Genomic DNA, 21,725 nt, shown 5'->3' on the forward strand with positions numbered 1-21,725 from the left:
CGGCCCTGAAGGGGTCGCGCCCTCCCACCTCCCCCCGGCTGTCCCGGCAAGGGGTACCGCCGAACAGGCTGACTTGTGCCGACCCGCGTCGTGCGAGACTTGCCCCCGTGAGTGCCAACGACACGCAGCCGACGCCGCCGACCGCCACGCCCGACGCAGTCAAAGACTCCGCCTTCCTCAAGGCGTGCAGGCGCGAACCCGTGCCGCACACGCCCGTGTGGTTCATGCGGCAGGCCGGGCGCTCCCTGCCGGAGTACCGCAAGGTCCGCGAGGGCATCCCGATGCTCGAGTCCTGCATGCGGCCCGAGCTGGTCACCGAGATCACCCTCCAGCCGGTGCGCCGGCACGGCGTGGACGCGGCGATCTACTTCAGCGACATCGTCGTCCCGCTCAAGGCCATCGGCATCGACCTCGACATCAAGCCCGGCGTCGGCCCGGTCGTCGAGCAGCCCATCCGCACCCGCGCCGACCTGGACCGGCTGCGTGACCTGACCCCCGAGGACGTCTCCTACGTAACCGAGGCCATCGGCCTGCTCACCCGCGAGCTCGGCGCCACCCCGCTCATCGGTTTCGCCGGCGCCCCTTTCACCCTCGCGAGCTACCTCGTCGAGGGCGGTCCGTCCCGCACGTACGAGAACGCCAAGGCGATGATGTACGGCGACCCGGAGCTCTGGGCCGACCTGCTCGACCGCCTCGCCGACATCACGGCCGCCTTCCTGAAGGTCCAGATCGAGGCCGGCGCCTCCGCGGTCCAGCTCTTCGACTCCTGGGCCGGCGCCCTGGCCCCCACCGACTACCGCCGCTCGGTGATGCCGGCCTCGGCGAAGGTCTTCGACGCCGTCGCCGGGTACGGCGTCCCGCGCATCCACTTCGGCGTCGGCACCGGTGAGCTGCTGAAGCTCATGGGCGAGGCCGGTGCGGACGTCGTCGGCGTCGACTGGCGGGTCCCGCTGGACGAGGCCGCCCGTCGCGTCGGCCCCGGCAAGGCGCTCCAGGGCAACCTCGACCCGACCGTCCTGTTCGCCACCCCGGAGGCGGTCGAGGCCAAGACCCGCGAGGTGCTCGACGCCGCGGCCGGTCTGGAGGGGCATGTCTTCAACCTCGGCCACGGGGTCATGCCCGCCACCGACCCGGACAGCCTGACCCGGCTCGTCGAGTACGTCCACACCCGCACCGCCCGGTAGGCCGCGCTCACCAGGTGTGCCGAGGCCGGGCCCGCCTGCCGAACAGCAGGCCGCCCGGCTCCGGCGGCGGTGGGGTGCCCGGGCGCAGCGGCCAGGCCAGCGCCATGCCGGCCACGAAGCCGACGATGTGTGCCGCGTACGCCACGGTGCCCGCCTCGGAGACGCCTTCGCCGGACGAGTACACCGCCTGCAGCACGAACCAGAACCCGAGCACCAGCCAGGCGGGCAGCCGCAGCGGCAGGAAGATCAGGAACGGGACCAGGACCCACACCCGGGCCCTCGGATACAGCACGAGATAGGCGCCCAGTACGCCCGCGATCGCCCCGGACGCGCCGATCAGCGGCTCGGCGGAGTCGGCGTTGAGGAGCGCGAAGCCGTACGACGCCGCGTAGCCGCAGACGACGTAGAAGAGGACGTACCGCACGTGGCCCAGGCGGTCCTCGATGTTGTTGCCGAAGATCAGCAGGAAGAGCAGGTTGCCCAGCAGGTGCAGCCAGCTGCCGTGCAGGAACATGGCGGTGAGGACGGACAGCACCGGGGACTTGTCGTAGTCCGGCGTGCCGAGCACACAGCCGGGACCCTGGGGGCCGAGGGCGACCTCACCCGTGGGGACCACTCTCGGCATCTGGTCGTGGATCAACTCGCGCGGCACCGCCGCGTACTGGTCCAGGAACGCGTGCAGATGGCACAGCTGGGCCAGGCTGCTCTCCCCGGCCACGGAGCCGGTGATGCCGGGCGTGGACAGGAAGACGAAGACGTTCGCGGTGATCAGCGCGTATGTCACCCAGGGGGTGCGGCGCACCGGGTTCACGTCATGGACGGGGATGACCACGACAGGTATGTGCCCGGGATACGTCCGGCGAATCGGTGAACGTCGTCGGTGCCGCGTGCGTATGTCTCGGCAACCTACGTGAGGAACAGGTGATGAACGACCGAGTTACTCCTCCGATCCACGCGTTGCCCGACGGTGAGGCCGAGCTCGCCGTGGTGCTGCGGCTGCCGTGGGAAGACGTCGCCCGGCTGGGGCAGGAGGCGGGGCGGCTGGCCTCGCAGATGCAGCGGCCGGTGACGTTGGACGAGGCCGTCAGCCATCGGTTGCGGTCGGCGAGGGCCGCCGCGCATGCGAAGCCGGCGGGGGAGCAGGCGGCCGGCGCCATGCCGGCCAGTGCGTCCGTGTCGCCGTTGCCTTCCCGGGCGCCGACGGAGCAGGCCCGCCAGGCGATCGAGCGGATCAACGGGACCGCCTAGGAGCGCCGCAGGGGTGCGGGTCGATGCAGCCCCGCGCCCCTAGGCCGGCTGTCCCACCGCCTTCACCGCTTTGCGGGCGGCCACCAGCACCGGGTCCCACACCGGGGAGAACGGCGGGGCGTACCCCAGGTCCAGGGAGGTCATCTGCTCCACCGTCATTCCCGCCGTCAGTGCCACCGCCGCGATGTCCACCCGCTTCCCCGCGCCCTCCCTGCCGACGATCTGGACGCCCAGGAGCCGCCCTGTGCGACGTTCGGCCAGCATCTTGACCGTCATGGGGGAGGCGTTCGGGTAGTACCCCGCGCGGCTCGTCGACTCGATCGTGGCCGTGACGTACTGCAGGCCGGCCCTGCGCGCGTCCTTCTCGCGCAGGCCCGTGCGGGCGATCTCCAGATCGCAGACCTTGCTGACGGCCGTGCCGACCACGCCGGGGAACGTGGCGTAGCCGCCGGCGACGTTCGTGCCGATGACCTGGCCGTGTTTGTTGGCGTGGGTGCCGAGGGCGATGTGGCGTTCCTGGCCGGAGACCAGGTCGAGGACCTCCACGCAGTCGCCGCCCGCCCAGATGTTCTCGTGGCCGCGCACCCGCATGGCCAGGTCGGTCAGTAGGCCGTCGTGGCTGCCCAGGGGCAGGCCGGCCGCCCGGGCGAGGGCCGTCTCGGGGCGGACGCCGATGCCCAGGACGACCACGTCCGCGGGGTACTCGGCGTCCTCCGTGGCCACCGCCCGCACCCGGCCGTCCTCCCCGGTGAGGATCTTGGTCACCTCGGCGTCGCCGACCATGGTGATGCCGAGGCCCTCCATGGCCCGGTGCACCAGGCGGCCCATGTCCGGGTCGAGCGTGGACATGGGTTCGCTGCCGCGGTTGACGACGGTCACCTCGTAGCCGCGGTTGATGAGCGCCTCGGCCATCTCCACGCCGATGTATCCGGCGCCCACCACGACCGCCCGGCGCCCACGCGTGCGTGCCAGCGTGTCGATGAGGGCCTGGCCGTCGTCGAGGGTCTGCACGCCATGCACACCGGGGGCGTCGACGCCCGGAATGCCGGGGCGGATCGGGCGGGCGCCGGTCGCGATGACGAGTTTGTCGTACGACGTCCAGGACTCGGCGCCGGAATCGACGTCACGCGCGCGTACCCGGCCGCCGGCCACGTCGATCTCCGTGACCTCGGTCCGCATCCGCAGGTCGATGTCCCGCGCGCGATGCTCCTCCGCCGAACGCGCGATCAGCCGGTCGCGGTCGGCGACGTCGCCGCCCACCCAGTACGGGATGCCGCAGGCCGAGAAGGAGGTGAAGTGGCCGCGTTCGAACGCCACGATCTCCAGCTCCCCGGCGCCCCTGAGCCGTCGTGCCTGCGACGCCGCGGACATCCCCGCGGCGTCGCCGCCGATCACCACCAGCCGTTCCCGCTTTCCCGGCACACCCCTCGCAGCGTTCATGTTCATGCGAACACGCTACGGGGGCAGGGCATTTCAGTTCTGCTCGCCGCCCTGCTCGTCTCCCGCGCGCGTGGGCCCCGGCGCCGGACGGGCCGTCGGCAGCGGACCCAGCGCGGACGTCGCCGGCACGGTGGCCGGGCGGCGCGGCAGCCGGGGCCGCACGGCCTTCAGCCACACCAGCACCATCAGCGCCGCCACCGCGGCGAACGGCAGTACGGCGCCCAGCGCCACCGCGAGCCAGCGCAGCATCGTCACGAACGCGCCCCAGCCGCCCGCGAGCGCGTCCAGGAAACCGGGGTCGTCGTCCTGCGCGGCCTTCTTCACCGGCGTCTCCGACAGGGACAGGGTGATGGTCGCCAGGCTCGCGCGGTCCTTCAGGGACGCCTGCCGGGCGAGCAGCGCCTCCAGGTCGGCCTGGCGGCTGCTCAGCTCGCCCTCCAGCGTGACCACGTCGCTGAGCCTGGTCGCCTGGTCCATCAGCTCGCGGATCCGGGCGACACTGGCGCGCTGCGACTTGATGCGGCTCTCCACGTCCACGACCTGGTCGGTGACGTCCTGCGCCTTGGCGCTGCGCTCGATCGGCTTGCCCGCGCCCTCCAGTTCCGCGAGGACGTCGGCGTACCGGTCGACGGGCACGCGCAGCACGACACGGGTGTGCTCGTGGCCCTCCTCGTCGCGTGTGGTGGTCTCGTTGCCGATGTAGCCGCCCGCGTTCTCGGTCGTGGTGCGGGCCTCGTCGAGGGCCTTCGGCACGTCCTTGACCTGCACGGTCAGCGAGGCCGTCCGGATGATGTGGCCGGCGGTGGCCTTGGGCGGTGCGGTGGCCTTGCCGGCGCCGAAGCCGCTGCCCGGGGCGCCCTCCCTCGCGTCCGCCTGGGACTCCGCCGCCTGGGCGGCCTCGTCCCCGGCGGCCTTGCTGCCGGCGCCCGAGTCGTCGGCGGAGCCGCTGCAGCCGGTGAGCGCCAGGGCCGTGGCCAACAGGAGGCCGGCGAGGGCCGGAACAGGTCGTACTGATCGTGTGGATCGTCGTGCGCGCATGTGGGCGTACCCCCGAGGGTCGTCGTGACGACTGACGCTTCTTCGACGCCCGGAGGGGGCGGGACGTTGGCGGGGAACGGTCCCGATGCGGTCACGGTCGGGACTCGTGAAGGACACCGGGGCGGGGACGGACTGTCAGTGGGGTCTGAGAGGCTGTGGACATGCGCGAAGTGGAGACTCGTACGGGTACGGGCCGGGTCGTCGTCATCGGAGGCGGAATCGCCGGGCTCGCCGCGGCCCACCGGCTGCTGGCCGCCGGCCGGCAGGTGACCGTCCTGGAAGCGTCCGACCGGGTCGGCGGCAAGCTGCTGCCCGGCGAGATCGCGGGCGTGCGCGTGGACCTCGGTGCCGAGTCGATGCTGGCCCGCCGCCCCGAGGCCGTCGCCCTCGCCCGCGAGGCGGGCCTCGCCGACCGCCTCCAGCCGCCCGCCACCGCCACGGCCTCGATCTGGACCCGCGGTGCCCTGCGCCCCATGCCCAAGGGGCATGTGATGGGCGTCCCCGGCACCGCGTCCGCGCTCTCCGGCGTCCTGTCCGAGGAGGGCCTCGCCCGCATCGAGCGCGACGCCGACCTGCCCCGCACGGAGGTCGGCGACGACGTGGCGGTGGGGGAGTACGTGGCGGCGCGCCTCGGCCGCGAGGTCGTCGACCGCCTGGTCGAGCCCCTGCTCGGCGGGGTCTACGCGGGCGACGCGTACCGCATCTCGATGCGCTCGGCGGTCCCGCAGCTCTTCCAGGCCGCGCGGACACACACCTCCCTCACGGAGGCCGTCCGCGGGATCCAGGCGAAGGCCGCTGCCGACCAGCAGACGGGCCCGGTGTTCATGGGCCTCCAGGGCGGCGTCGGCACCCTCCCCCTCGCGGTCGCGGAGTCGGTACGCGCGCGGGGCGGCGAGATCGCCACCGGCACGCCGGTGACGGAGCTGCGCCGCGAGGCGTCCGGCGGCTGGCGCGTGGTCGCCGGGGACCGGGTGCTGCACGCGGACGCGGTCGTCGTCGCCGTACCCGCCCCGGCCGCCGCCGGACTCCTGCGCGCCGAGGCCCCGGAAGCCGCCGCCGAGCTGGACGGCATCGAGTACGCCTCCATGGCCCTGGTCACCCTCGCCTACCGCCGCGCCGACACCGACCTGCCCGCGGGCAGCGGCTTCCTCGTACCGCCGGTCGACGGACGCACCATCAAGGCGTCGACGTTCGCCTCCCAGAAGTGGGGCTGGATCGCCGACGAGAACCCGGACGTGGTCGTGCTGCGCACGTCCGTGGGGCGGTACGGCGAGACGCGGATCCTGGAGCGTGACGACGCCCACCTCGTCGACGTCTCCCGGCACGACCTGAAGGCGGCCACCGGCCTCGACGCCACCCCCCTCGAAACCCGCGTCACCCGCTGGACCGACGGCCTGCCCCAGTACCCGGTCGGCCACCACGCGCGCGTGGCCCGCGTCCGCGAGCACATCGCCGGGCTGCCCGGCCTCGCCGTGTGCGGCGCGCAGTACGACGGCGTGGGCATCCCGGCGTGCATCGCGAGCGCGTATGCCGCGGTGGACCAGCTGGACGGAGACCTGAGCGGTGTGGAGGAGCTCACCGCCCACCCGGTGCAGAGTCTGCACGGAGGAGCAGGAGAATAAGGGACATGAGTGACGACGCCCCCACCACCGAGTCCGGCAGGATCCCGAACAAGGGCAAGCTGGCCAAGGACCTCAACGAGGTCATCCGCTACACCCTCTGGTCGGTCTTCAAGCTGAAGGACGTGCTCCCCGAGGACCGCGCGGGCTACGCCGACGAGGTCCAGGAGCTGTTCGACCAGCTCGCCGCCAAGGACGTGACGATCCGCGGCACGTACGACGTGTCCGGGCTGCGCGCCGACGCCGATCTCATGATCTGGTGGCACGCCGAGACCAGCGACCAGCTGCAGGAGGCGTACAACCTCTTCCGCCGCACCAAGCTGGGCCGCGCCCTCACGCCGGTCTGGTCGAACATGGCGCTGCACCGCCCCGCCGAGTTCAACCGCTCGCACATCCCGGCGTTCCTCGCCGACGAGACGCCGCGCAACTACGTCAGCGTCTACCCCTTCGTGCGCTCCTACGACTGGTACCTCCTGCCCGACGAGGACCGCCGCCGTATGCTCGCCGACCACGGCAAGATGGCCCGCGGCTTCCCGGACGTCCGCGCCAACACGGTCGCCTCGTTCTCGCTGGGCGACTACGAGTGGCTCCTCGCCTTCGAGGCCGACGAGCTCTACCGCATCGTCGACCTCATGCGTCACCTGCGGGCTTCGGAGGCGCGGATGCACGTGCGCGAAGAGGTGCCGTTCTTCACGGGGCGCCGCAAGAGCGTCGCCGAGCTGGTCGCGGGCCTCGCCTGATCAGTGCGGGAGCCGGGCGGCGGCCGTCCGGGGCCGGTCGCCCGGTGCCGTCCCGGGGTGGGCGCCCCGCTTCTTGTCCGTGCGGTCGTCCGGGCGCTCCGGCTTCGGCTCGGGGTGCCCCTCGCACGCCGCGCGCCGTGCCGGGAGGCGGCCCTCCAGCAGATACGCGTCGACGTAGCCGTTGACGCAGGCGTTCGGGCCGTAGGCGATGCCGTGCGTGCCGGCGTCCCGTTCGGTCACCAGCACCGAACCCGACAGGCGCCGGTGCATCTCCAGGGCCCCGTCGTACGGCGTGGCGGCATCCCGCTCGGCGGCCAGGATCAGCAGCGGCGGCACCTCGCCCGGCCCGGTCCGCACATCGAGGGGCTCCTGCCGGGGCGCCTGCCAGTAGGCACACGGCAGGTTCATCCACACGTTGTCCCAGGTCTCGAACGGCGCCACCCGGGCGAGCCGCGTGTTGTCCCGGTCCCACACGTCCCAGTCCGTCGGCCAGGGCGCGTCATTGCACTCCACGGCCGTGTAGACCGCGTCCGAGTTCTCCTCCTCGGCCGCCGCCTCCGTCGCCGGCGCGGCCAGCTCGACCAGGGGCTTGGAGTCGCCCTTCAGATACGCCGACAGCGCCCGCGCGCGCGACGGCCAGTAGTCGTCGTAGTAACCGGCCTGCAGGAACGTCTCCTGCAACTGCTCCTGCCCGACCTTCCCGCCCGCCGGCTCGGCGGCCAGCCGCGCACGCACCTTCTCGTAGCTGCGCAGCACCTCCTCGGCGGTGTCACCCAGCCCGTACACCTTGTGGTGCTCGGCGACCCACTCCCGGAAGTCGGCCCACCGCCCCTCGAACGCGGCCGACTGGGCGAGGTTGTTGCGGTACCAGACCATCGCGGGGTCCGGGTTCACCGCAGAGTCGAACACCATCCGCCGCACGTGTGAGGGGAAGAGGGTCGCGTACAGGGCGCCGAAGTAGGTGCCGTACGACGCGCCCATGAAGGTCAGCTTCTCCTCGCCCAGCGCGGCGCGCAGGACGTCCAGGTCACGGGCGTTGTTGAGGGAGTTGTAGTGGCGCAGCGCGCTGCCCGCGCGCTGGGCGCAGCCCCGGGCGTAGGCCTTCGCCCGGGCGATGCGCTCCTTCTTGTGCGACTCCGAGGGGTGCGTCGGCGCCAGCAAGGGCCCCTTGAAGACCTGCTTGGGCTCCTGGCAGGACAGCGGCGCGGAACGCTCAACCCCGCGCGGGGCGTAGCCGACCAGGTCGTACGCCGCCGCCAGCCGCTTCCACGCGGGCATGACGCCGATCAGCGGGAAGTACATGCCGGAGGCGCCCGGTCCGCCCGGGTTGTAGACCAGGGCGCCCTTCCGTGGCACCCGGCGCTTGCTGTTGTGCGGGTCCTTGTGCGTGGCCCGGACCCGGCTGACGGTGAGTTCGATCTGCTTGCCGTTGGGGTGCGCGTAGTCGAGCGGGACGGACACCTTGCCGCACTGCAGGGCGGCCGGCATGTCCTGCTCCTTGGGGCACTTGCCGAAGTCGATGCCGGCCGCCCGGGCGCGGGCGGCGGCCACCGCGGTGCCGTGCAGCTCGGCTGTGCCCGGGGCGGCCCCGGTGCTGCCGGCCGGGGCGGCGCTGAGGGCTGTCAGGAGCAGGACCCCCACGGCCGAGTAGAGGGCGGGAGCTCTCATCGCGTATCCCTTCGGTGCACGGCAGCAACAAAAGGGATATTTCGTCCGTCTGTTGACGAAGGCAAGCACCACCCTGCCGGTGTCGGCGTCAATGCCCCCTATGCGCCACCGGGCGCCCGGCGGTCAGCCGCGCCAGGGCGTCACCTCGGGGGGCGGCTCGCGGTGCGCGAAGGCCGCGCGCAGCTCCGGCTCGCCGATCGCGCGTACGCCCCGTACGGCCACGGAGGTGAGATACCGGCGGTCGTCCCCGCCGCCGGAGCGCCGGACCAGGGCGCTCAACAGCCGCTGCCCGGCTGGGGAGGCCCACTGGGTGTAGGGGTGGATCTCGATCCGGGCGATGGCGAGGCAGCTCAGGGTGAGCACGAAGGGGAGCGCGAACCAGAGTGCGACCAGATGCGCGGGCATGTCCGACTGAGCGGGCGTCAGCAGGGCGATCACCCCCAGCGCCAGTACGACCGCCGCGGCGAGCCGCACCCGCCCGATCGCGGCCGCGACCCCGCTGCGCATCCCGTCGGGTACGGCCAGGCCCGCGCTGACCAACCGGTCCGCGAGGCTGCCCACCGCGTCGGCGGCGGCCGCGGCGTCCCGTACCGGCTCGATCCGGGACTGACCCTCCGGGCCGATGGCTCCTATCACCGAGCGCTCCATCTCGTCCCGCCCGCGCGGATCGACGACCGTCGCCCAGCCGGTGTGCGCGAGCAGCAGCCGCCGCTGCCGCGCCATGGAGACGAGGGTCAGATCGGCGACCCGGCGGGGGCCGCCGGACAGGAACGCGGCCTCGTACAGCGTCAGATCGTGTCCCCGGCCCGCGGCCGCCTCTTTCGTGTCCATGGCCGCGGCGTGTACGGCGGCCAGGCACAGCCGTGTACACGCCGTGCCGGCAACGGCCCACGCCAGCAGCAGAAGAAGGACCCAGAACATGCCGCGTTTCTATGCCAAATGCTCCCCGAAACACCATGCCTTGTTCACCATACGGACCGAGAGTTGCCGGGATGTGACGTTCCGGATCGGGGAGTTCGGGCCTCAGAACCCCGCGGCGTCCTTCGGGCGCGGGCTGGTTGCGGCCGGCGGCAGTGAGTAGGTCGGCGAGGGAGGCGGGCTCACCGGGACGGCCGGAGCGGGGTCGACGGCCGGGCCGGGCGGGGCGGGGGGCGGGGTGAGCGGAGGCGTGCTGTCGGCGACCATGTCCCGGGCCACGGCGTCGAAGTCGACGTAACCGGTGGCCTCGAGGACCGTGATGTGGTCCAGCACCGTGCTGTTGGCGTCGTCGGCGAGCTTGCGGACGAGGGAGTTGCGGGTGCTGGCCCGCACCTGGGCGACGACGGAGAACACCTTGCCGTGCGCCAGCCGCAGGATGTTGGCGAACTGACGCTCGTACTCGACGCCTTGGGCCGAGTCCAGGGTCGCCAGCCACTCCCGCTGCTGCTCGGTCGGCTCGTTGGGCAGCTCCATGCGGAGCTTGGCGGCGACGTCACGCACCCGCTCGTCCAGGAACATGTGCCCCTCGACGAGATGCTGACCCGCGGTCCGTACGGCCTCGGTGGTCCCCTTCTGCTGCGCCTGCCGGCCGGCGGGCAGCTCCCAGAGCCCGGCCAGCCGGACCTTGGTGAGGAACTCGCGGTCGAGACCGGACAGCGGGCCGTACCCGGTCGGGACGGTCTCGGCGTTGAGCACGTCCAGACCGGTCCCGGACCGGTCCTCGTACGACCAGATCGGGAAGATCATCGCCAGCAGCGTCGCCGTCAGGCCGGTGATGATGATCCCGGTGCCGCTGAAGATGCCTCGGCCGTTGATGGGGGGTCGCGGTCGCATGGGTGCCTCCTGTTGCGGCACCGCACGTTAGTGCGCTTCGAGGGTTGGGTTGGCATATTACTTCGGGTGCGCCGGGGTCTACGCCAACTGCCGTACGGGAGCGAATGGTTGCAACGAGGGTGGATACGGGCGAATGGGGAGGGGGAGGGTCTGACGTTCAGGGGCAAAGGCGGGCGAATCGACTGCTCAGACCGCGCTGCGCGGCTGGGGTGTTAACCCAGGCACACTCGCGGGGCGGGAGCGCTCAGCGGCTGAACGGCACTGGGCGCACGCGGGGTGCGCTCACCGGCGCAGGAGGACCCGGCGCGTGGCCCGGGCCAGCCGCACCCCCGGCCGCCCCGAGCGTGGCTTCGGCCCCGACCGCTCCAGCCACCACTCCCGCAACTCCGCCCGGACCAAGGCGTCCTCCAGGCGCCCCTCGGCCAGCAGATACCCGGCGAAGTCCAGCGCGTCGCGCCGATAGCCGTCGCTCATCGGGTGCCCGTGCGCGTACGCGAGGAAGGCCCCCCGGTACCCGTCCCCGAGTATCACCGGCAGCTCCGGCGCCACCTTGGCCACGACGTCCGCCCGCTTCCCGGCGAGCGCCCGCGCCTGCACACCGAGCCGCACCCGGTCGAACCCTTCCGGCACCGGCGTCCCGGCGACGAGCGCGGACAGCAGCGCGGCCTGCGCGAGGCCGAGGCGCTGACGGGCGGGGTCGGTGAGCCCCTCCACTCCGGCCGCCCCCTGCTCCCGTACGGTCTCCCGCTCCCGAGCCCCCCGAGAGGCGCCTTCCGGGGACGCCGCTGCGGACGCTTCCGTGGCGGACGCCCTCCGCTCGGCGGACCCCTTCTCCAACGCGCCTCGAATCGCCCCCAACTCCCGCTCCAGCTCCGCCCGCTCGGGGAAGTTCTCGTCCCTCTCCAGCAGGACCCCCGGCGGGGACACCCGGGACGCCAGGTCGGTCAGGATGTCCAGGACCGGCTGCGGGACCGGGTGGGCGTGGCTGTCGTGCCAGACGCCGTCGCGCTCGAAGCCGCCCGCGACATGGACGTACGCGATGGCCTCCAGCGGCAGTTCGGCGAGTGCCTTGGCCGCGTCCTCGCCCCGGTTGACCTGGTTGGTGTGCAGGTTGGCGACATCGATGAGCAGCCGCACCCCCGTGCGGTCGGCGAGCTCGTACAGGAACTGCCCCTCGGTCATCTCCTCGCCCGGCCAGGAGATGAGCGCGGCGATGTTCTCCACGGCGAGCGGCACGGGCAGCGCGTCCTGCGCGATGCGGACGTTCTCGCACAGCACGTCCAGGGCGTCCCGGGTGCGCGGCACGGGCAGCAGATGCCCCGCCTCCAGCCGCGGGGACGCCGTCAGCGGCCCGCCCGCGCGTACGAACGCGATGTGCTCGGTGACCAGCGGCGACCCCAGCGCCGTAACCCGCTCCGCGAGAGCGGCCAGCCTCCCGGCGTCGGGGCGCTCCGCGCCGCCCAGGCCGAGCGAGACGCCGTGCGGGACCACGGTCACCCCGCGCTCCCGCAGCCGTACCAGCGACTCGGGCAGATGGCCCGGGCAGACGTTCTCGGCGACGGCCTCGACCCACTCGATGCCCGGCATGTTCTCCACGGCCTCCGCGATCTCCGGACGCCACCCGATCCCCGTGCCCAGTCGCACCATCGTCCCCTCCTCGGCCTCTTCCGTACCCGCTGTCCCGTCTCCTCGGACGTGTCGGACGTGACGGGGGTATGGCCCCGCGGGCCCCGCCCGAACCCCTGGGCGGACACCTTCAGAGCAACATTTGAGGTTGGGAACCGCGCCCCGCACACCGTGAACGGCCGCCGTAAGGTCGTACGCGCGGGAGGCCGGGGATGTTCAGACGCGGGGCGTCTGCCGCAGCGCGGGATGGTCGGCGACGACGGTGCACGACCCGGGAGCGATCTCGGTGAACCCGGCGTCACGCACCAACGGCAGCCCGCTGCCGGTGAGTTCACCCCAGCGCCCCGGGGCCGCGGTCCGCACGGCGAGCGGGAAACCGGCGTCGCGCCAGGCGGCCTTCTCCTCCTCCGACAGCTCCCACCAGGCCAGCTGTGCCCCGTGCCCCGCCTGCGCCATCGCCTTGCCGGCCGACATGTCGACATCCGGGTTCAGCCAGAGCACGGGCGCCGACGAGTCGGCTTCCGCGGGCGGCTCCGGATCGTCGAGGTCGGTACCGGACACCTGGAGCCGGGCGAGATCCTTGGGCCACCCGTCCAGGGGCACGGGCGGAAACACCCGTACCTCCGCCGACTTGCCGGTGACCGTGATCCCCGGCAGTGCCTCCGCCCGGTGCCACTCGGCTCCCCGAGCCCGCCGTACGACCTTGCGGATACGGGCGTCCTGCCAGTCCCGGACGGCCTGGGCCCATTCCCCGTCACCGATGGACCGCTCGTCGCTCAGCATGACCAGCACCGCACGGGCGGCGGTCTCCAGGGCGTCCGTACGGGCCGGCGGAGCGGCCCGCTCGATGCGGACGACGAGCGGCAGGACGAACTGGGGTGCCCCGTCGCGCGTCGAGGGCTCGGTACGAAAGGGGCTGTCGCCGGGAACGGTCGGATCACTGGTCACGTCCTCCAGTCTGCCAGGCACAAGATCCCTCTCACGGCGGGATCCGTCTCACGGCGGGATCCGTCTCACGGCGGGAGAGGATGGGCCCATGCAACGCGATCTTCGTCTGCACAACGTGGGCCGCCGCTACGGCCTGCGCGGGCCCTGGGTGTTACGCGGCGTCCACCTCACCGTGCCGCCGGGCACGCTGATCCGCGTGGAAGGCGCCAACGGCACCGGCAAATCCACCCTGCTCCGCCTCCTCGCCCGCTTGGACGCCCCCTCGGAAGGCCGCATCACCGGCCGCCCCCGCACCGCGTACGTTCCCGAACGTTTCCCCACCGCCCTGCCCTTCACCGCCCTCGGCTACCTGACCCACCTCGGCACGGTCCACGGCCTGTCCCGGCCGGCGGCCACCCGAGCCGCCCACGAGCACCTGGACCGTTTCGGCGCCACCGCCCACGCCCGTACCCCGATGGCCCAGCTGTCGAAGGGCAGCAGCCAGAAGGTCGCCGTCGCGCAGGCCCTGCTCGCCGACCCGGAGCTGCTCGTCCTCGACGAGGCGTGGACCGGCCTGGACGCCGCCGCCCGCGCCGAACTGGAACGTGCCGTCGCCGAACGCACCGCCGCCGGCACCGCGGTGGTCTTCGTCGACCACGACCCGCGCCGCCTCGCGGGGGCGCCCGACGCGACGTACACCGTGCACGCCGGCGGCCTCGACCGCCGGACCGGGCAGGAGAGCGCGCCGCCCACCGGCCCGCACACGACCGTCGTCGTCCAGGGACCGCGCGGCGCGGGCCTGCCCGCCGAGGCGACCCGCATCGCGACGAGAACGGACGAACCCACCCCCGGCATCCACCGGCTGACCGTCCCCGCCTCCCACTCGGACATCGTCCTGCGCGCCCTGCTGACGGCCCGCCCGCCCTGGCACGTGGTGAGCGTGAGCCAGGAGACACCCGACCCTTCCGAAGCCGAGAGCCGCCGATGACCGCCCTCCTCTGCTACCAGGCCGCGCTGCTGCTCCGCTCGCAGCGCTGGCTGCCGCCGTTCATCCTGTACGCCGTCTTCCTCGCCGTCGGCGTGCAGGGCGGCCAGCCCATCCTCGACTCGCTCGGCTACGCGGCCGCGGCCCTGCTGCCGGTCGCCGCCTGGCTGGTGCGGATCTGCGTCACCAACGAACCGCCGGCCGCCCGCAGCTGTGTGTCCGCGGCGGTCGGACCGGGGCGGGCGCACCTCGCCGCGCTGCTGGTGGCGCTGGGCGCGGCGGCGATGCTCGGTACGGTGACGATCGTCGTCGTCACGCTGGTCAGCGACCCGGCCAGTGCCGACCACCAGACCCGGGTGCCACGGCTGCCGGCGGGTGCCGCGGGCCTGCTCGCCGCGCTGGCCTGTGCGCTGCTCGGCACGGCCGTCGGTGCCCTCACCACCTGGCCGCTGCTGCGCTCGACCGGCCGCGCGGTCCCCGCGATGCTGCTCGCGGCGCTGCTGTCCGTGGTGGTGACCGGCTCCCCGGCCCAGGCGGCGGTCAGCGGCCTGGTCACCGGCTCCCGCTCGGGCACGGTCCCGCTGCCCGTCCTGCCCCTGGCGGCGGCAGCCCTGCTCACGGCGGCGGCGATCGCGGCCGCCTGCGCGCTCACCTCGCGCAGATCACCCTGAGCAGGCCGTGCGCTGCGCCTCCTGCCACTCGCACACCGGGCAGAGCGTGATCCCCTTGTACGACTCCGGGTACTCCGTCGGCTCCCGGCACAGCACGCACTCCGCGTACGGCGGCCCGTCAGCCCTGGGCGGCCTGGTCGCGTCGATCAGGCAGTAGTCGGTCATGGGCTGTTCCTCGCTCATACCTTCAGCGTACGAGCCTCACAGCCGGCTGCTCGCGGCCCCGATCAGCTCGGACACCTTCACGAACCGGAAGCCCTTCGCGCGCAGTGCCGGCACGATCGTCCGGACCGCCCGTTCGGTCGTCGGAGCGGCACTGAGCGTGCAGTGCAGGACGACCACCGACCCCGGCCGCACCCCGTCCAGCACCTCCCGGGCCACCGCGTCGGCGTCCGTCGCGAACGCGTCCCCGCTCACCACGTCCCACTGCACGGCCGTGACCCCGACCGGGGTCAGCGCCTTCAGGGCGCGCCGGTCGTAGCAGCCGCCGGGAAACCGGAAGTACGGCATCGGATCCCGTACGCCCACTTTCCGGAACACGGCGTAGGCCCGTTCCACGTCCGCCCGCATCCGCTCCTCGTCGAGGGTCGGCAGCCCGTAGCAGTCGTCGGTGAAGGCGTAGTGGCTGTACGAGTGGTTGGCGACCTCGAACAGCGGGTGCCGCCCGATGGCCCGGGCCTGCACCGGATACTCCTCGGCCCACCGTCCCGTCATGAACACGGTCGCCGGCACCTTCAGCTCCCGCAGAGCCGCGACCAGCCCCGGGTTGTCGAACCGCTCCCCCCGCGCCGCCCGCGTCCCCTGGTCGGCGGTCATGTCGGCATCGAAGGTGAGCGCGACGGTCTTGTCCCGGGCCCGGGGGCCGTGCTCGAAGACAGGGGTCAGACCGGCGGGCCCGGGGGCGAGCGTCGGCGGCTCGGCGGCCGGGGAGACCGGGGAGGCGGCGGAGGCGCTGGGCGCGGGATGAGGAGCACGGGTCGCCTCGGGCGCCGTGCACCCGGCGAGCGCGCCGAGGGCGGCTCCCAGGGCACAGGCGGCGGCGGTGACGCGTCGTACAAGAGTGATCACCGAACGAACATATGAGGATCAAATGGTTATTTCGGTGGATCAGCGGGTGTGCCGGGCCGGTGTCACCCGCCCGGCACATGCGCGGCCTCTCTCACCACTTCCAGGCGAAACCGACGGACGTCTCCTCGATGAAGGGAACGTAGTGCCGGACGGTGCCGTTCTGAGGGGTCATTTCCTTCCGCTGGACCGGCACACCGCCCAGGTGGTCGTCCCAAACGCACCACCACACGACGCGCGGCGTTCTCTTCGCGGGAAACACCACCGCCAGATCGACGTGCTCCGTGCGCGCGAAGGCGGCCCGTCGCACTTCTGTCGCGGGGAAGGCCGGTTCCTGGACGAAGTGAGTCCGGTACTCCAGGGCGGTGGTCTGGGATTTCAACAGGGGAGGCGTGAGGATGATCTCGCGCCCGACCATGCCGCCGCCGTAGACGTGTTGCAGGCCCGGCGTTCCTCCGTGCAGCACCTCGATGTCGGACGCCTGCGGTTCGTGATTGAACATATAGAGATCCACCCCGTCCTCGATCGCACGGATGGTGTGGAAGGTGTTGCGGAGCTTCAGCGCCCCTGACTCGTCCAGGAAGTACCGCTCCACCAGGCTGACGGTTCGATGGCGCTGCCTGCTGGCCATCTTCCGGCGTCGGCGTAACGTGTGCGCGATACCGGGAGTGGATCCCAACTCCGCTGCGTAGGTGGCCCACAAGTGGTCGGTGTCACCGCTGTCCATGTCGAAGGCGTTGATGATCCACTTGAGCGTTTCCGCGGATATCGCAGTTCCGTTGAGGGCCCGGGACACCCTGTCCTTGAGGGTCCGCTGGAGCGATGTCTCGCTTTCACTCCGTTCCCCCGATTCCCAGAGATGCAAAGTGATGACGCGCGCGACCGCTGACTGACTGAGGCCTCCCCGGACACGCCCGGTCTTGCCGAGCCACAGCCGTTGATAGCGTGGCTTCGTCGCGAGGAGGTGCTGGAGCAGTTCTCCAGTGGCAGGAAAACTTCGTCCCCTTGAAGCCGACACCGATGACCTCCAAGCCTGTCCGCGGACAGTAGCTCCCTGGTAGTCCCCGCCCTGACTCACGGCTTCGAGTATGTGGCTTCCCAGCAGCGGCTTCTGCACTTCGACGCTTTTCGCACGGTCTGTGCGACATAAGCGCGACACCGCTGTCGTGAAGTTGTGCTCGGCGCGCCGAACCGTCAGGGAGGGCCGGCGCGTAACGAACGCAACGGAGGAGAAGAGCCCGTGAGCGACAAGGACACCAGGGGAGCCGACACCGCGCCGGAGCACATGACCGCCGGAGAGGAGGCGGACGGCTCGGACCCCGTGCGCGACAGCGCCGGCGGTACCGCAGCGCGCGCGGACCTGCTCGCCATGCACGCAGCCCTCACCGCTTTGGAACCGCTCGACCGCAAAGGACGTACACGTGTCCTTGTGTGGCTGGCGGACGCTTTGGAAGTGGAAGCGGCGCCACGTGCCGTGGGCCGAGCGGAGCAGGCTGTCCCGGCCGCCCGAACCAGTTCCGCGGTGACCGCGGTGATCGCCGCCGAGGAAGAGGTGCCGAGTCCTCGTGAGTTCGTCAGCCGGAAGCGACCGGCCTCGAACGTGGAACGCGTGGCGTGTCTGGCGTATTACCTGGGCCGCTACCGCAGTACGCCGCATTTCAGGACGCCGGACATCGTCGACCTGAATACGGAGTCCGCAGGTCCCAAGTTCGGTAACCCTTCGCGTGACGTGGACAACGCGGACAGGGGGAGCGGATTTCTCGTCACTGCCGGGAAGGGAACGAAGCAGCTCTCGACGCGAGGCGAAGCGCTGGTCGAGGCCCTGCCGGACAGGGAGGCGGTGAAGGCAGCCCTGCGTGAGCATCCGTACCGGCCACGCAAGCGCGGCCCCGGCAACAAGAAGCCACAGGGGAACGGTGGCGAGAGCGGTGAGTGAATCCGTGCGGGACGTACTCAAAGCCGCCTACGACGGGAAACTCGTCGATGAGCTGGTTGGGGCCTACGAAGAAGCGAAGCGGAACTACTACCTGGGCGGCCATCGGTACAGCGCCGTCGAGGGCGGGCGGTTCTGCGAAGCGGCGTACCGCATGCTCGAAGAAGCGGCAAAGGGTGAGCACACACCACTGGGAGACAGCCTCAGGACGGACACGCTCGCCAATTGGCTGGCCTCACCGGCGACCAAGAAACTCTCCCGGTCCATTCGGCACTACATCCCACGGGCATTGCGGATCGTCTACGACATCCGCAACAACAGGGACGCGGCCCATCTCGCCGACGGCATTGATCCCAATCTCCAGGACGCGACGCTCGTCGTACACGTTCTGGACTGGGTGATGGCCGAGTTCGTCCGGTTGAGCAAAGGCACGTCACCCGAGCATGCCCGGGCCCTTGTCGAAGCGTTGGTGACGCGCAAGGTTCCCGTGGTCCAGGACTTCGGGGAGTTTCCCAAGCTGCTGCTTCCGGGTGCCCGAGCGGGTGATCACGTTCTGATGCTGCTTTACCACAAGGGACCACGTGGGGTGGCTTACGCGGATCTCTTCCAGTGGGTCCCCGCCACGATGCGCAAGCATCTGCGCCGCACGCTGCGAACGCTGGAGGCGAAGGCTCTCGTTCATCAGGAGGGGGAGAGCATTCACATCACGTACGCGGGAGAGAACCTGGTGGAGACCCAGGGATTGCTGGAGAAGCCGGCCGCCGCTTGACCGCGTTCGGATCCCGGTGCGAGGCCGGCTTCGTCAACCGGTGCGGGTGCAGCGGCCTGTCGGGGCCGTGGCCGGTGGGCGGCACTGGAAGGCGAAGTCGGTCGCGTTCGTGCTCAGGTAGCGGCCGATGCAGGCGTTCGCGGAGGTTCGGCCGCGTTCGGCGCAGAAGGTCAGGGCGGCGCGGCCGTCGGTGAAGGGGCCGGGGGCGTAGAAGACCCAGTAGCCGCGGCGCAGGGACGCGTAGTCGTCGCTGCGCAGGACGGTCGCCTCCGGCACCGACTGGCGGATCGTGGCGAGCCGCCGGTCCCGGGCGGCGGTGCCCGATGACAGGGGTTCGGAGTGGAGTTGGGCGATCCAGCGGCCGTCCGGGGTGGGGGACGGGGCGGGGGAGGGCGCTGCGGTGGTGGGGGCGGGTGTCGCGGCCGTCGGGGCTGTCGGGGTGCCTGCCTTGTTGTCGCCGTCGGTGTCGCCGGGACGCAGTACCAGGGTCAGGGTCGTTGCTGCGGTGATCGCCAGGGCCGCGGTCGCGGCCATCAGGAGCGGGGTGCGGCGTCGGGGCTCGCGCAGCTGCTGCGGGACCGTCGGGTGCGGGGTGTCCAGTCGGGTGGGAGTGGGGGGCAGCGGATGCGGTGTGGCGGCGGTCATCGTCGGCTGGGCCCAGTGCGGTGTCCTTCCCGCCTCCACCTCCGCCAGCATCGCGTCCAGGCGGGCGGCGTCCGGGCGGGCCGACGGGTCCCGTACGAGCAGGGCCTCCAGTACCGGCGTCAGCGGGCCGGAGCGGGTCGGTGGCGGGAGCGGGTCGTCGAGTACGGCGGCCAGGGTGGCGAGGGTCGTGGGACGGCGCAGGGGGCTGACGCCCTCCACGCACACGTACAGGACCACGCCCAGGGACCACAGGTCGGCGGACGGATCGTCGCCGTGGCCCCGGATCCGCTCCGGGGCCATGTACTCCGGGGACCCGACGAGCTCGCCGGTGGCCGTGAGGCCCGTCGTGCCCTGCACGGCGGCGATGCCGAAGTCGGTGAGGACGGCGTTGCCGTCGGGGCGCAGAAGGATGTTGGCGGGTTTGACGTCCCGGTGCTGGATGCCCGCCGCGTGCGCGGCCCGCAGCGCGGCGAGCACCTGTCGGCCGATGCGGGCCGCCGCCACCGGCGTCAACGGCCCCTGGTCCAGTCGCTGTTGGAGCGAGCTGCCCGGCACCAGTTCCATCACGATCCACGGATGCGGCTCGGCCGCCACGATCTGATGGATCGTCACCACATGGGGATGGCTGAGCCGGGCCAGCGCCCGCGCCTCCCGCAGTACCCGCTCGCGCATCAGGCCGACCGTGTCCGCGTCGGAGCGGACCGCCTTGAGGGCGACCTCGCGGTGCAGCACCGTGTCGCGAGCCCGCCACACGGTGCCCATTCCCCCGCTGCCCAGCCGCTCGACCAGCTCGAACCGGCCGTCGACGAGATCCCCCGGTGCGTTCATGCCGGACAGGTTAGAGGACGCGCCGGAAAGGAGGCTTCCGCTTGAGGCCGCTCCCGGCGGGCTACCTGCGCCAGGGCCCCGTCACCGCGAAGGTCGTCCCGGGTGCGTAGCAGTTGACGTACATCGTCTGCCCGTCCGGCGAGAAGGCGACCCCGGCGAACTCGCCCCACTCCGGCTCCTCGGCCGTTCCGGTGTTCTGGGCGTTGCGCGCCATCGCGTAGACCTCGCCGCGTCGCGTCACCCCGTAGACGTGCTGGGCGCCGTTGCCGTCCTCGCACACCATGAGGCCGCCGCTGGGGGCGAGACAGATGTTGTCCGGGGACTCGCCGGGCAGCTGGACGTCCGTGTCCGGGCCGAAGACGACCACCAGGGTGAGGCGGCGCGCGGAGGGGTCGTAGCGCCAGATCTGGCCGTAGTGGTCCGCCGCCGAGCCCTCGGCGCTGCGGGCGAAGGAGGAGACGAAGTAGACGCACCGGCCGCCCCAGTAGCAGCCCTCCAGCTTCTGGGCGTGGGTGATGCCCTTCGGGCCGAAGTCCTGCAGGCGTATGGGGGTCTGGGCGGCGAGGGGGTCCGGTACGTCGACCCACTCGATGTTCCCGAAGCTCGCTCCCGTCTCCTGGATCGAGGACAGGTCGGGCACCCCCGGCACGCGCATCGCCTGGAGACGGCCGCCCGCGCGCAGGGAGCCGAGGCCGCCGAGCGGCCGGTCGGGCAGAAAGCGGTAGAAGAGGCCGAAGGGCTTCTGGAAGGCGTCCTCGGTCTCGTAGACGATGCCGTTGCGGGGGTCCACCGCGATCGCCTCGTGCTGGAAGCGGCCCATCGCGGTCAGCGGGACCGCGCCGGAGCGGTGCGGGTTCGCCGGGTCGACCTCGAAGATGAAGCCGTGGTCCTTGGTGTAGCCGTTGGTGCCCGCCTTGTCCTCGGTCTCCTCGCAGGTCAGCCAGGTGCCCCAAAGGGTGGGCCCGCCCGCGCAGTTGACGGCCGTACCGGCGACGGCGACGCGCTCGGACAGGACACGGCCGCGCGAGTCCAGCGTCAGCGCCGTACAACCGCCCTTGCCCGCCGGGTCGTAGGTGAGTCCCGCGACGGTCGGGACGGGCAGCTTCGCCGTGTTGCGGTTCTCGTGGTTGCGCACCAGGTGGACGCGGCCGTTTCTGCCCGCGAGGGCGGCCATGCCGTCGTGGTTGGAGGGCACCGGGCCCTCCCCGGAGCGGAGTTGGTCGCCCTCGCGTGAGAGGACCTGATAGCGGAAACCTTTCGGCAGGTCGAGCAGACCCTTCGGGTCGGGGACGAGCGGGCCGTATCCGGTGTGGCCCAGGCTCTGCGCGGCGGCGGTCCCCGCGAAGAGCTCGGTGAGGTTTCCGGCGAAGGCGATCGAGACGCCCAACGCGCCGCTACGAGCGAGGAGCTGACGGCGTGTCGTGGTACCGACGGTCGTGTTTTCGGACATGGGGCAGCCTTCCTGCTGGCGGACAGGAACCGTGACCGCTGTGTCTATCACCTGGTGCGGGCCGCGGGAACCACGCG

At 72.0% G+C, this 21,725-nt stretch carries 21 protein-coding genes; 8 read left to right on the forward strand and 13 right to left on the reverse strand.

The window, feature by feature from the left end; all coding sequences use genetic code 11:
• The first annotated feature begins 107 nt into the window (after nucleotides 1-107).
• Entirely contained in the window at nucleotides 108-1,184 is a 1,077-nt protein-coding gene (gene hemE, locus AQI70_RS14915; RefSeq protein WP_062149051.1) for a uroporphyrinogen decarboxylase, read from the forward strand.
• Between the two features lie 7 nt (nucleotides 1,185-1,191).
• On the opposite strand, the gene AQI70_RS14920 is transcribed toward hemE, so the two are convergent.
• The gene (locus AQI70_RS14920; protein WP_062149055.1) at nucleotides 1,192-2,016 is read right to left on the reverse strand and encodes a rhomboid family intramembrane serine protease; all 825 of its coding nucleotides are present in this window, start codon (nucleotides 2,014-2,016) and stop codon (nucleotides 1,192-1,194) included.
• 92 nt (nucleotides 2,017-2,108) lie between these two features.
• On the opposite strand from AQI70_RS14920, the gene AQI70_RS14925 reads away from it, so the two are divergent.
• Nucleotides 2,109-2,432, forward strand: coding sequence for a hypothetical protein (locus tag AQI70_RS14925; RefSeq protein ID WP_062149058.1), 324 nt, complete (start codon nucleotides 2,109-2,111; stop codon nucleotides 2,430-2,432).
• A gap of 39 nt (nucleotides 2,433-2,471) precedes the next feature.
• Here AQI70_RS14925 and AQI70_RS14930 read toward each other — a convergent pair whose 3' ends face one another.
• Both AQI70_RS14930 and AQI70_RS14935 read right to left on the reverse strand, forming a co-directional pair.
• Entirely contained in the window at nucleotides 2,472-3,878 is a 1,407-nt protein-coding gene (locus AQI70_RS14930) for an FAD-dependent oxidoreductase (protein WP_062149061.1), read from the reverse strand.
• Between the two features lie 27 nt (nucleotides 3,879-3,905).
• On the reverse strand, nucleotides 3,906-4,910 hold the full coding sequence (locus AQI70_RS14935) for a DUF4349 domain-containing protein (protein WP_062149064.1): 1,005 nt from the start codon (nucleotides 4,908-4,910) through the stop codon (nucleotides 3,906-3,908).
• Nucleotides 4,911-5,071: 161 nt separating this feature from the next.
• Here AQI70_RS14935 and hemG point away from each other — a divergent pair, with 161 nt between their 5' ends.
• Both hemG and hemQ read left to right on the forward strand, forming a co-directional pair.
• Complete coding sequence (gene hemG, locus AQI70_RS14940; RefSeq protein ID WP_062150045.1) at nucleotides 5,072-6,532, forward strand: protoporphyrinogen oxidase; 1,461 nt, start codon at nucleotides 5,072-5,074, stop codon at nucleotides 6,530-6,532.
• 5 nt (nucleotides 6,533-6,537) lie between these two features.
• Complete coding sequence (gene hemQ, locus AQI70_RS14945) at nucleotides 6,538-7,269, forward strand: hydrogen peroxide-dependent heme synthase (RefSeq protein ID WP_062149066.1); 732 nt, start codon at nucleotides 6,538-6,540, stop codon at nucleotides 7,267-7,269.
• Here hemQ and AQI70_RS14950 read toward each other — a convergent pair whose 3' ends face one another.
• The 5 genes from AQI70_RS14950 to AQI70_RS14970 all read right to left on the reverse strand — a co-directional run bounded on the left by AQI70_RS14950 (nucleotide 7,270) and on the right by AQI70_RS14970 (nucleotide 13,323).
• Nucleotides 7,270-8,937 (reverse strand): alpha/beta hydrolase, encoded by a 1,668-nt coding sequence (locus AQI70_RS14950; protein ID WP_062149069.1) that lies wholly within the window; start codon nucleotides 8,935-8,937, stop codon nucleotides 7,270-7,272.
• Nucleotides 8,938-9,060: 123 nt separating this feature from the next.
• Nucleotides 9,061-9,858: a TIGR04222 domain-containing membrane protein gene (locus AQI70_RS14955; protein ID WP_062149072.1), complete on the reverse strand. Its 798-nt coding sequence runs from the start codon at nucleotides 9,856-9,858 to the stop codon at nucleotides 9,061-9,063.
• 102 nt (nucleotides 9,859-9,960) lie between these two features.
• Nucleotides 9,961-10,749, reverse strand: coding sequence for a DUF4142 domain-containing protein (locus AQI70_RS14960; protein ID WP_062149075.1), 789 nt, complete (start codon nucleotides 10,747-10,749; stop codon nucleotides 9,961-9,963).
• 282 nt (nucleotides 10,750-11,031) lie between these two features.
• Nucleotides 11,032-12,396 carry an MbnB/TglH/ChrH family RiPP precursor modification enzyme gene (locus AQI70_RS14965; protein ID WP_208607365.1) on the reverse strand — a complete coding sequence of 455 codons (1,365 nt, stop codon included), beginning with the start codon at nucleotides 12,394-12,396 and terminating at the stop codon, nucleotides 11,032-11,034.
• 195 nt (nucleotides 12,397-12,591) lie between these two features.
• Nucleotides 12,592-13,323, reverse strand: coding sequence for an aminoacyl-tRNA hydrolase (locus tag AQI70_RS14970; RefSeq protein ID WP_062149078.1), 732 nt, complete (start codon nucleotides 13,321-13,323; stop codon nucleotides 12,592-12,594).
• An 88-nt stretch (nucleotides 13,324-13,411) separates the two neighbouring features.
• Between AQI70_RS14970 and AQI70_RS14975 the strand changes: the two genes are divergently transcribed.
• A complete protein-coding gene (locus tag AQI70_RS14975; protein ID WP_062149081.1) occupies nucleotides 13,412-14,290 on the forward strand; it encodes an ABC transporter ATP-binding protein in 879 nt (292 codons plus the stop codon).
• A complete protein-coding gene (locus AQI70_RS14980) occupies nucleotides 14,287-14,958 on the forward strand; it encodes a hypothetical protein (RefSeq protein WP_062149084.1) in 672 nt (223 codons plus the stop codon). The genes AQI70_RS14975 and AQI70_RS14980 overlap by 4 nt, the downstream gene beginning before the upstream one ends.
• On the opposite strand, the gene AQI70_RS14985 is transcribed toward AQI70_RS14980, so the two are convergent.
• The 3 genes from AQI70_RS14985 to AQI70_RS14995 form a co-directional block, all read right to left on the reverse strand.
• Nucleotides 14,950-15,141 carry a hypothetical protein gene (locus AQI70_RS14985; protein WP_062149087.1) on the reverse strand — a complete coding sequence of 64 codons (192 nt, stop codon included), beginning with the start codon at nucleotides 15,139-15,141 and terminating at the stop codon, nucleotides 14,950-14,952. The genes AQI70_RS14980 and AQI70_RS14985 overlap by 9 nt on opposite strands.
• 18 nt (nucleotides 15,142-15,159) lie before the next feature.
• Nucleotides 15,160-16,026, reverse strand: a complete 867-nt coding sequence (locus AQI70_RS14990) for a polysaccharide deacetylase family protein (RefSeq protein ID WP_062149090.1) — start codon at nucleotides 16,024-16,026, stop codon at nucleotides 15,160-15,162.
• A 91-nt stretch (nucleotides 16,027-16,117) separates the two neighbouring features.
• Nucleotides 16,118-17,041: a hypothetical protein gene (locus AQI70_RS14995; RefSeq protein ID WP_063801589.1), complete on the reverse strand. Its 924-nt coding sequence runs from the start codon at nucleotides 17,039-17,041 to the stop codon at nucleotides 16,118-16,120.
• Nucleotides 17,042-17,263: 222 nt separating this feature from the next.
• On the opposite strand from AQI70_RS14995, the gene AQI70_RS15000 reads away from it, so the two are divergent.
• Together AQI70_RS15000 and AQI70_RS15005 are read left to right on the forward strand one after the other, a co-directional pair.
• Complete coding sequence (locus AQI70_RS15000) at nucleotides 17,264-17,959, forward strand: hypothetical protein (RefSeq protein WP_062149096.1); 696 nt, start codon at nucleotides 17,264-17,266, stop codon at nucleotides 17,957-17,959.
• The gene (locus AQI70_RS15005; protein ID WP_159042663.1) at nucleotides 17,952-18,725 is read left to right on the forward strand and encodes a hypothetical protein; all 774 of its coding nucleotides are present in this window, start codon (nucleotides 17,952-17,954) and stop codon (nucleotides 18,723-18,725) included. Before AQI70_RS15000 ends, AQI70_RS15005 begins: the two co-directional genes overlap by 8 nt.
• A gap of 33 nt (nucleotides 18,726-18,758) precedes the next feature.
• On the opposite strand, the gene AQI70_RS15010 is transcribed toward AQI70_RS15005, so the two are convergent.
• Both AQI70_RS15010 and AQI70_RS15015 read right to left on the reverse strand, forming a co-directional pair.
• Nucleotides 18,759-20,198 (reverse strand): serine/threonine-protein kinase, encoded by a 1,440-nt coding sequence (locus AQI70_RS15010; RefSeq protein ID WP_062149102.1) that lies wholly within the window; start codon nucleotides 20,196-20,198, stop codon nucleotides 18,759-18,761.
• A 61-nt stretch (nucleotides 20,199-20,259) separates the two neighbouring features.
• On the reverse strand, nucleotides 20,260-21,648 hold the full coding sequence (locus AQI70_RS15015) for a PhoX family protein (protein ID WP_062149105.1): 1,389 nt from the start codon (nucleotides 21,646-21,648) through the stop codon (nucleotides 20,260-20,262).
• Nucleotides 21,649-21,725 lie beyond the last annotated feature (77 nt).

The sequence above is a fragment of the Streptomyces curacoi genome (assembly GCF_001513975.1).
Lineage (GTDB): Bacteria > Actinomycetota > Actinomycetes > Streptomycetales > Streptomycetaceae > Streptomyces > Streptomyces curacoi.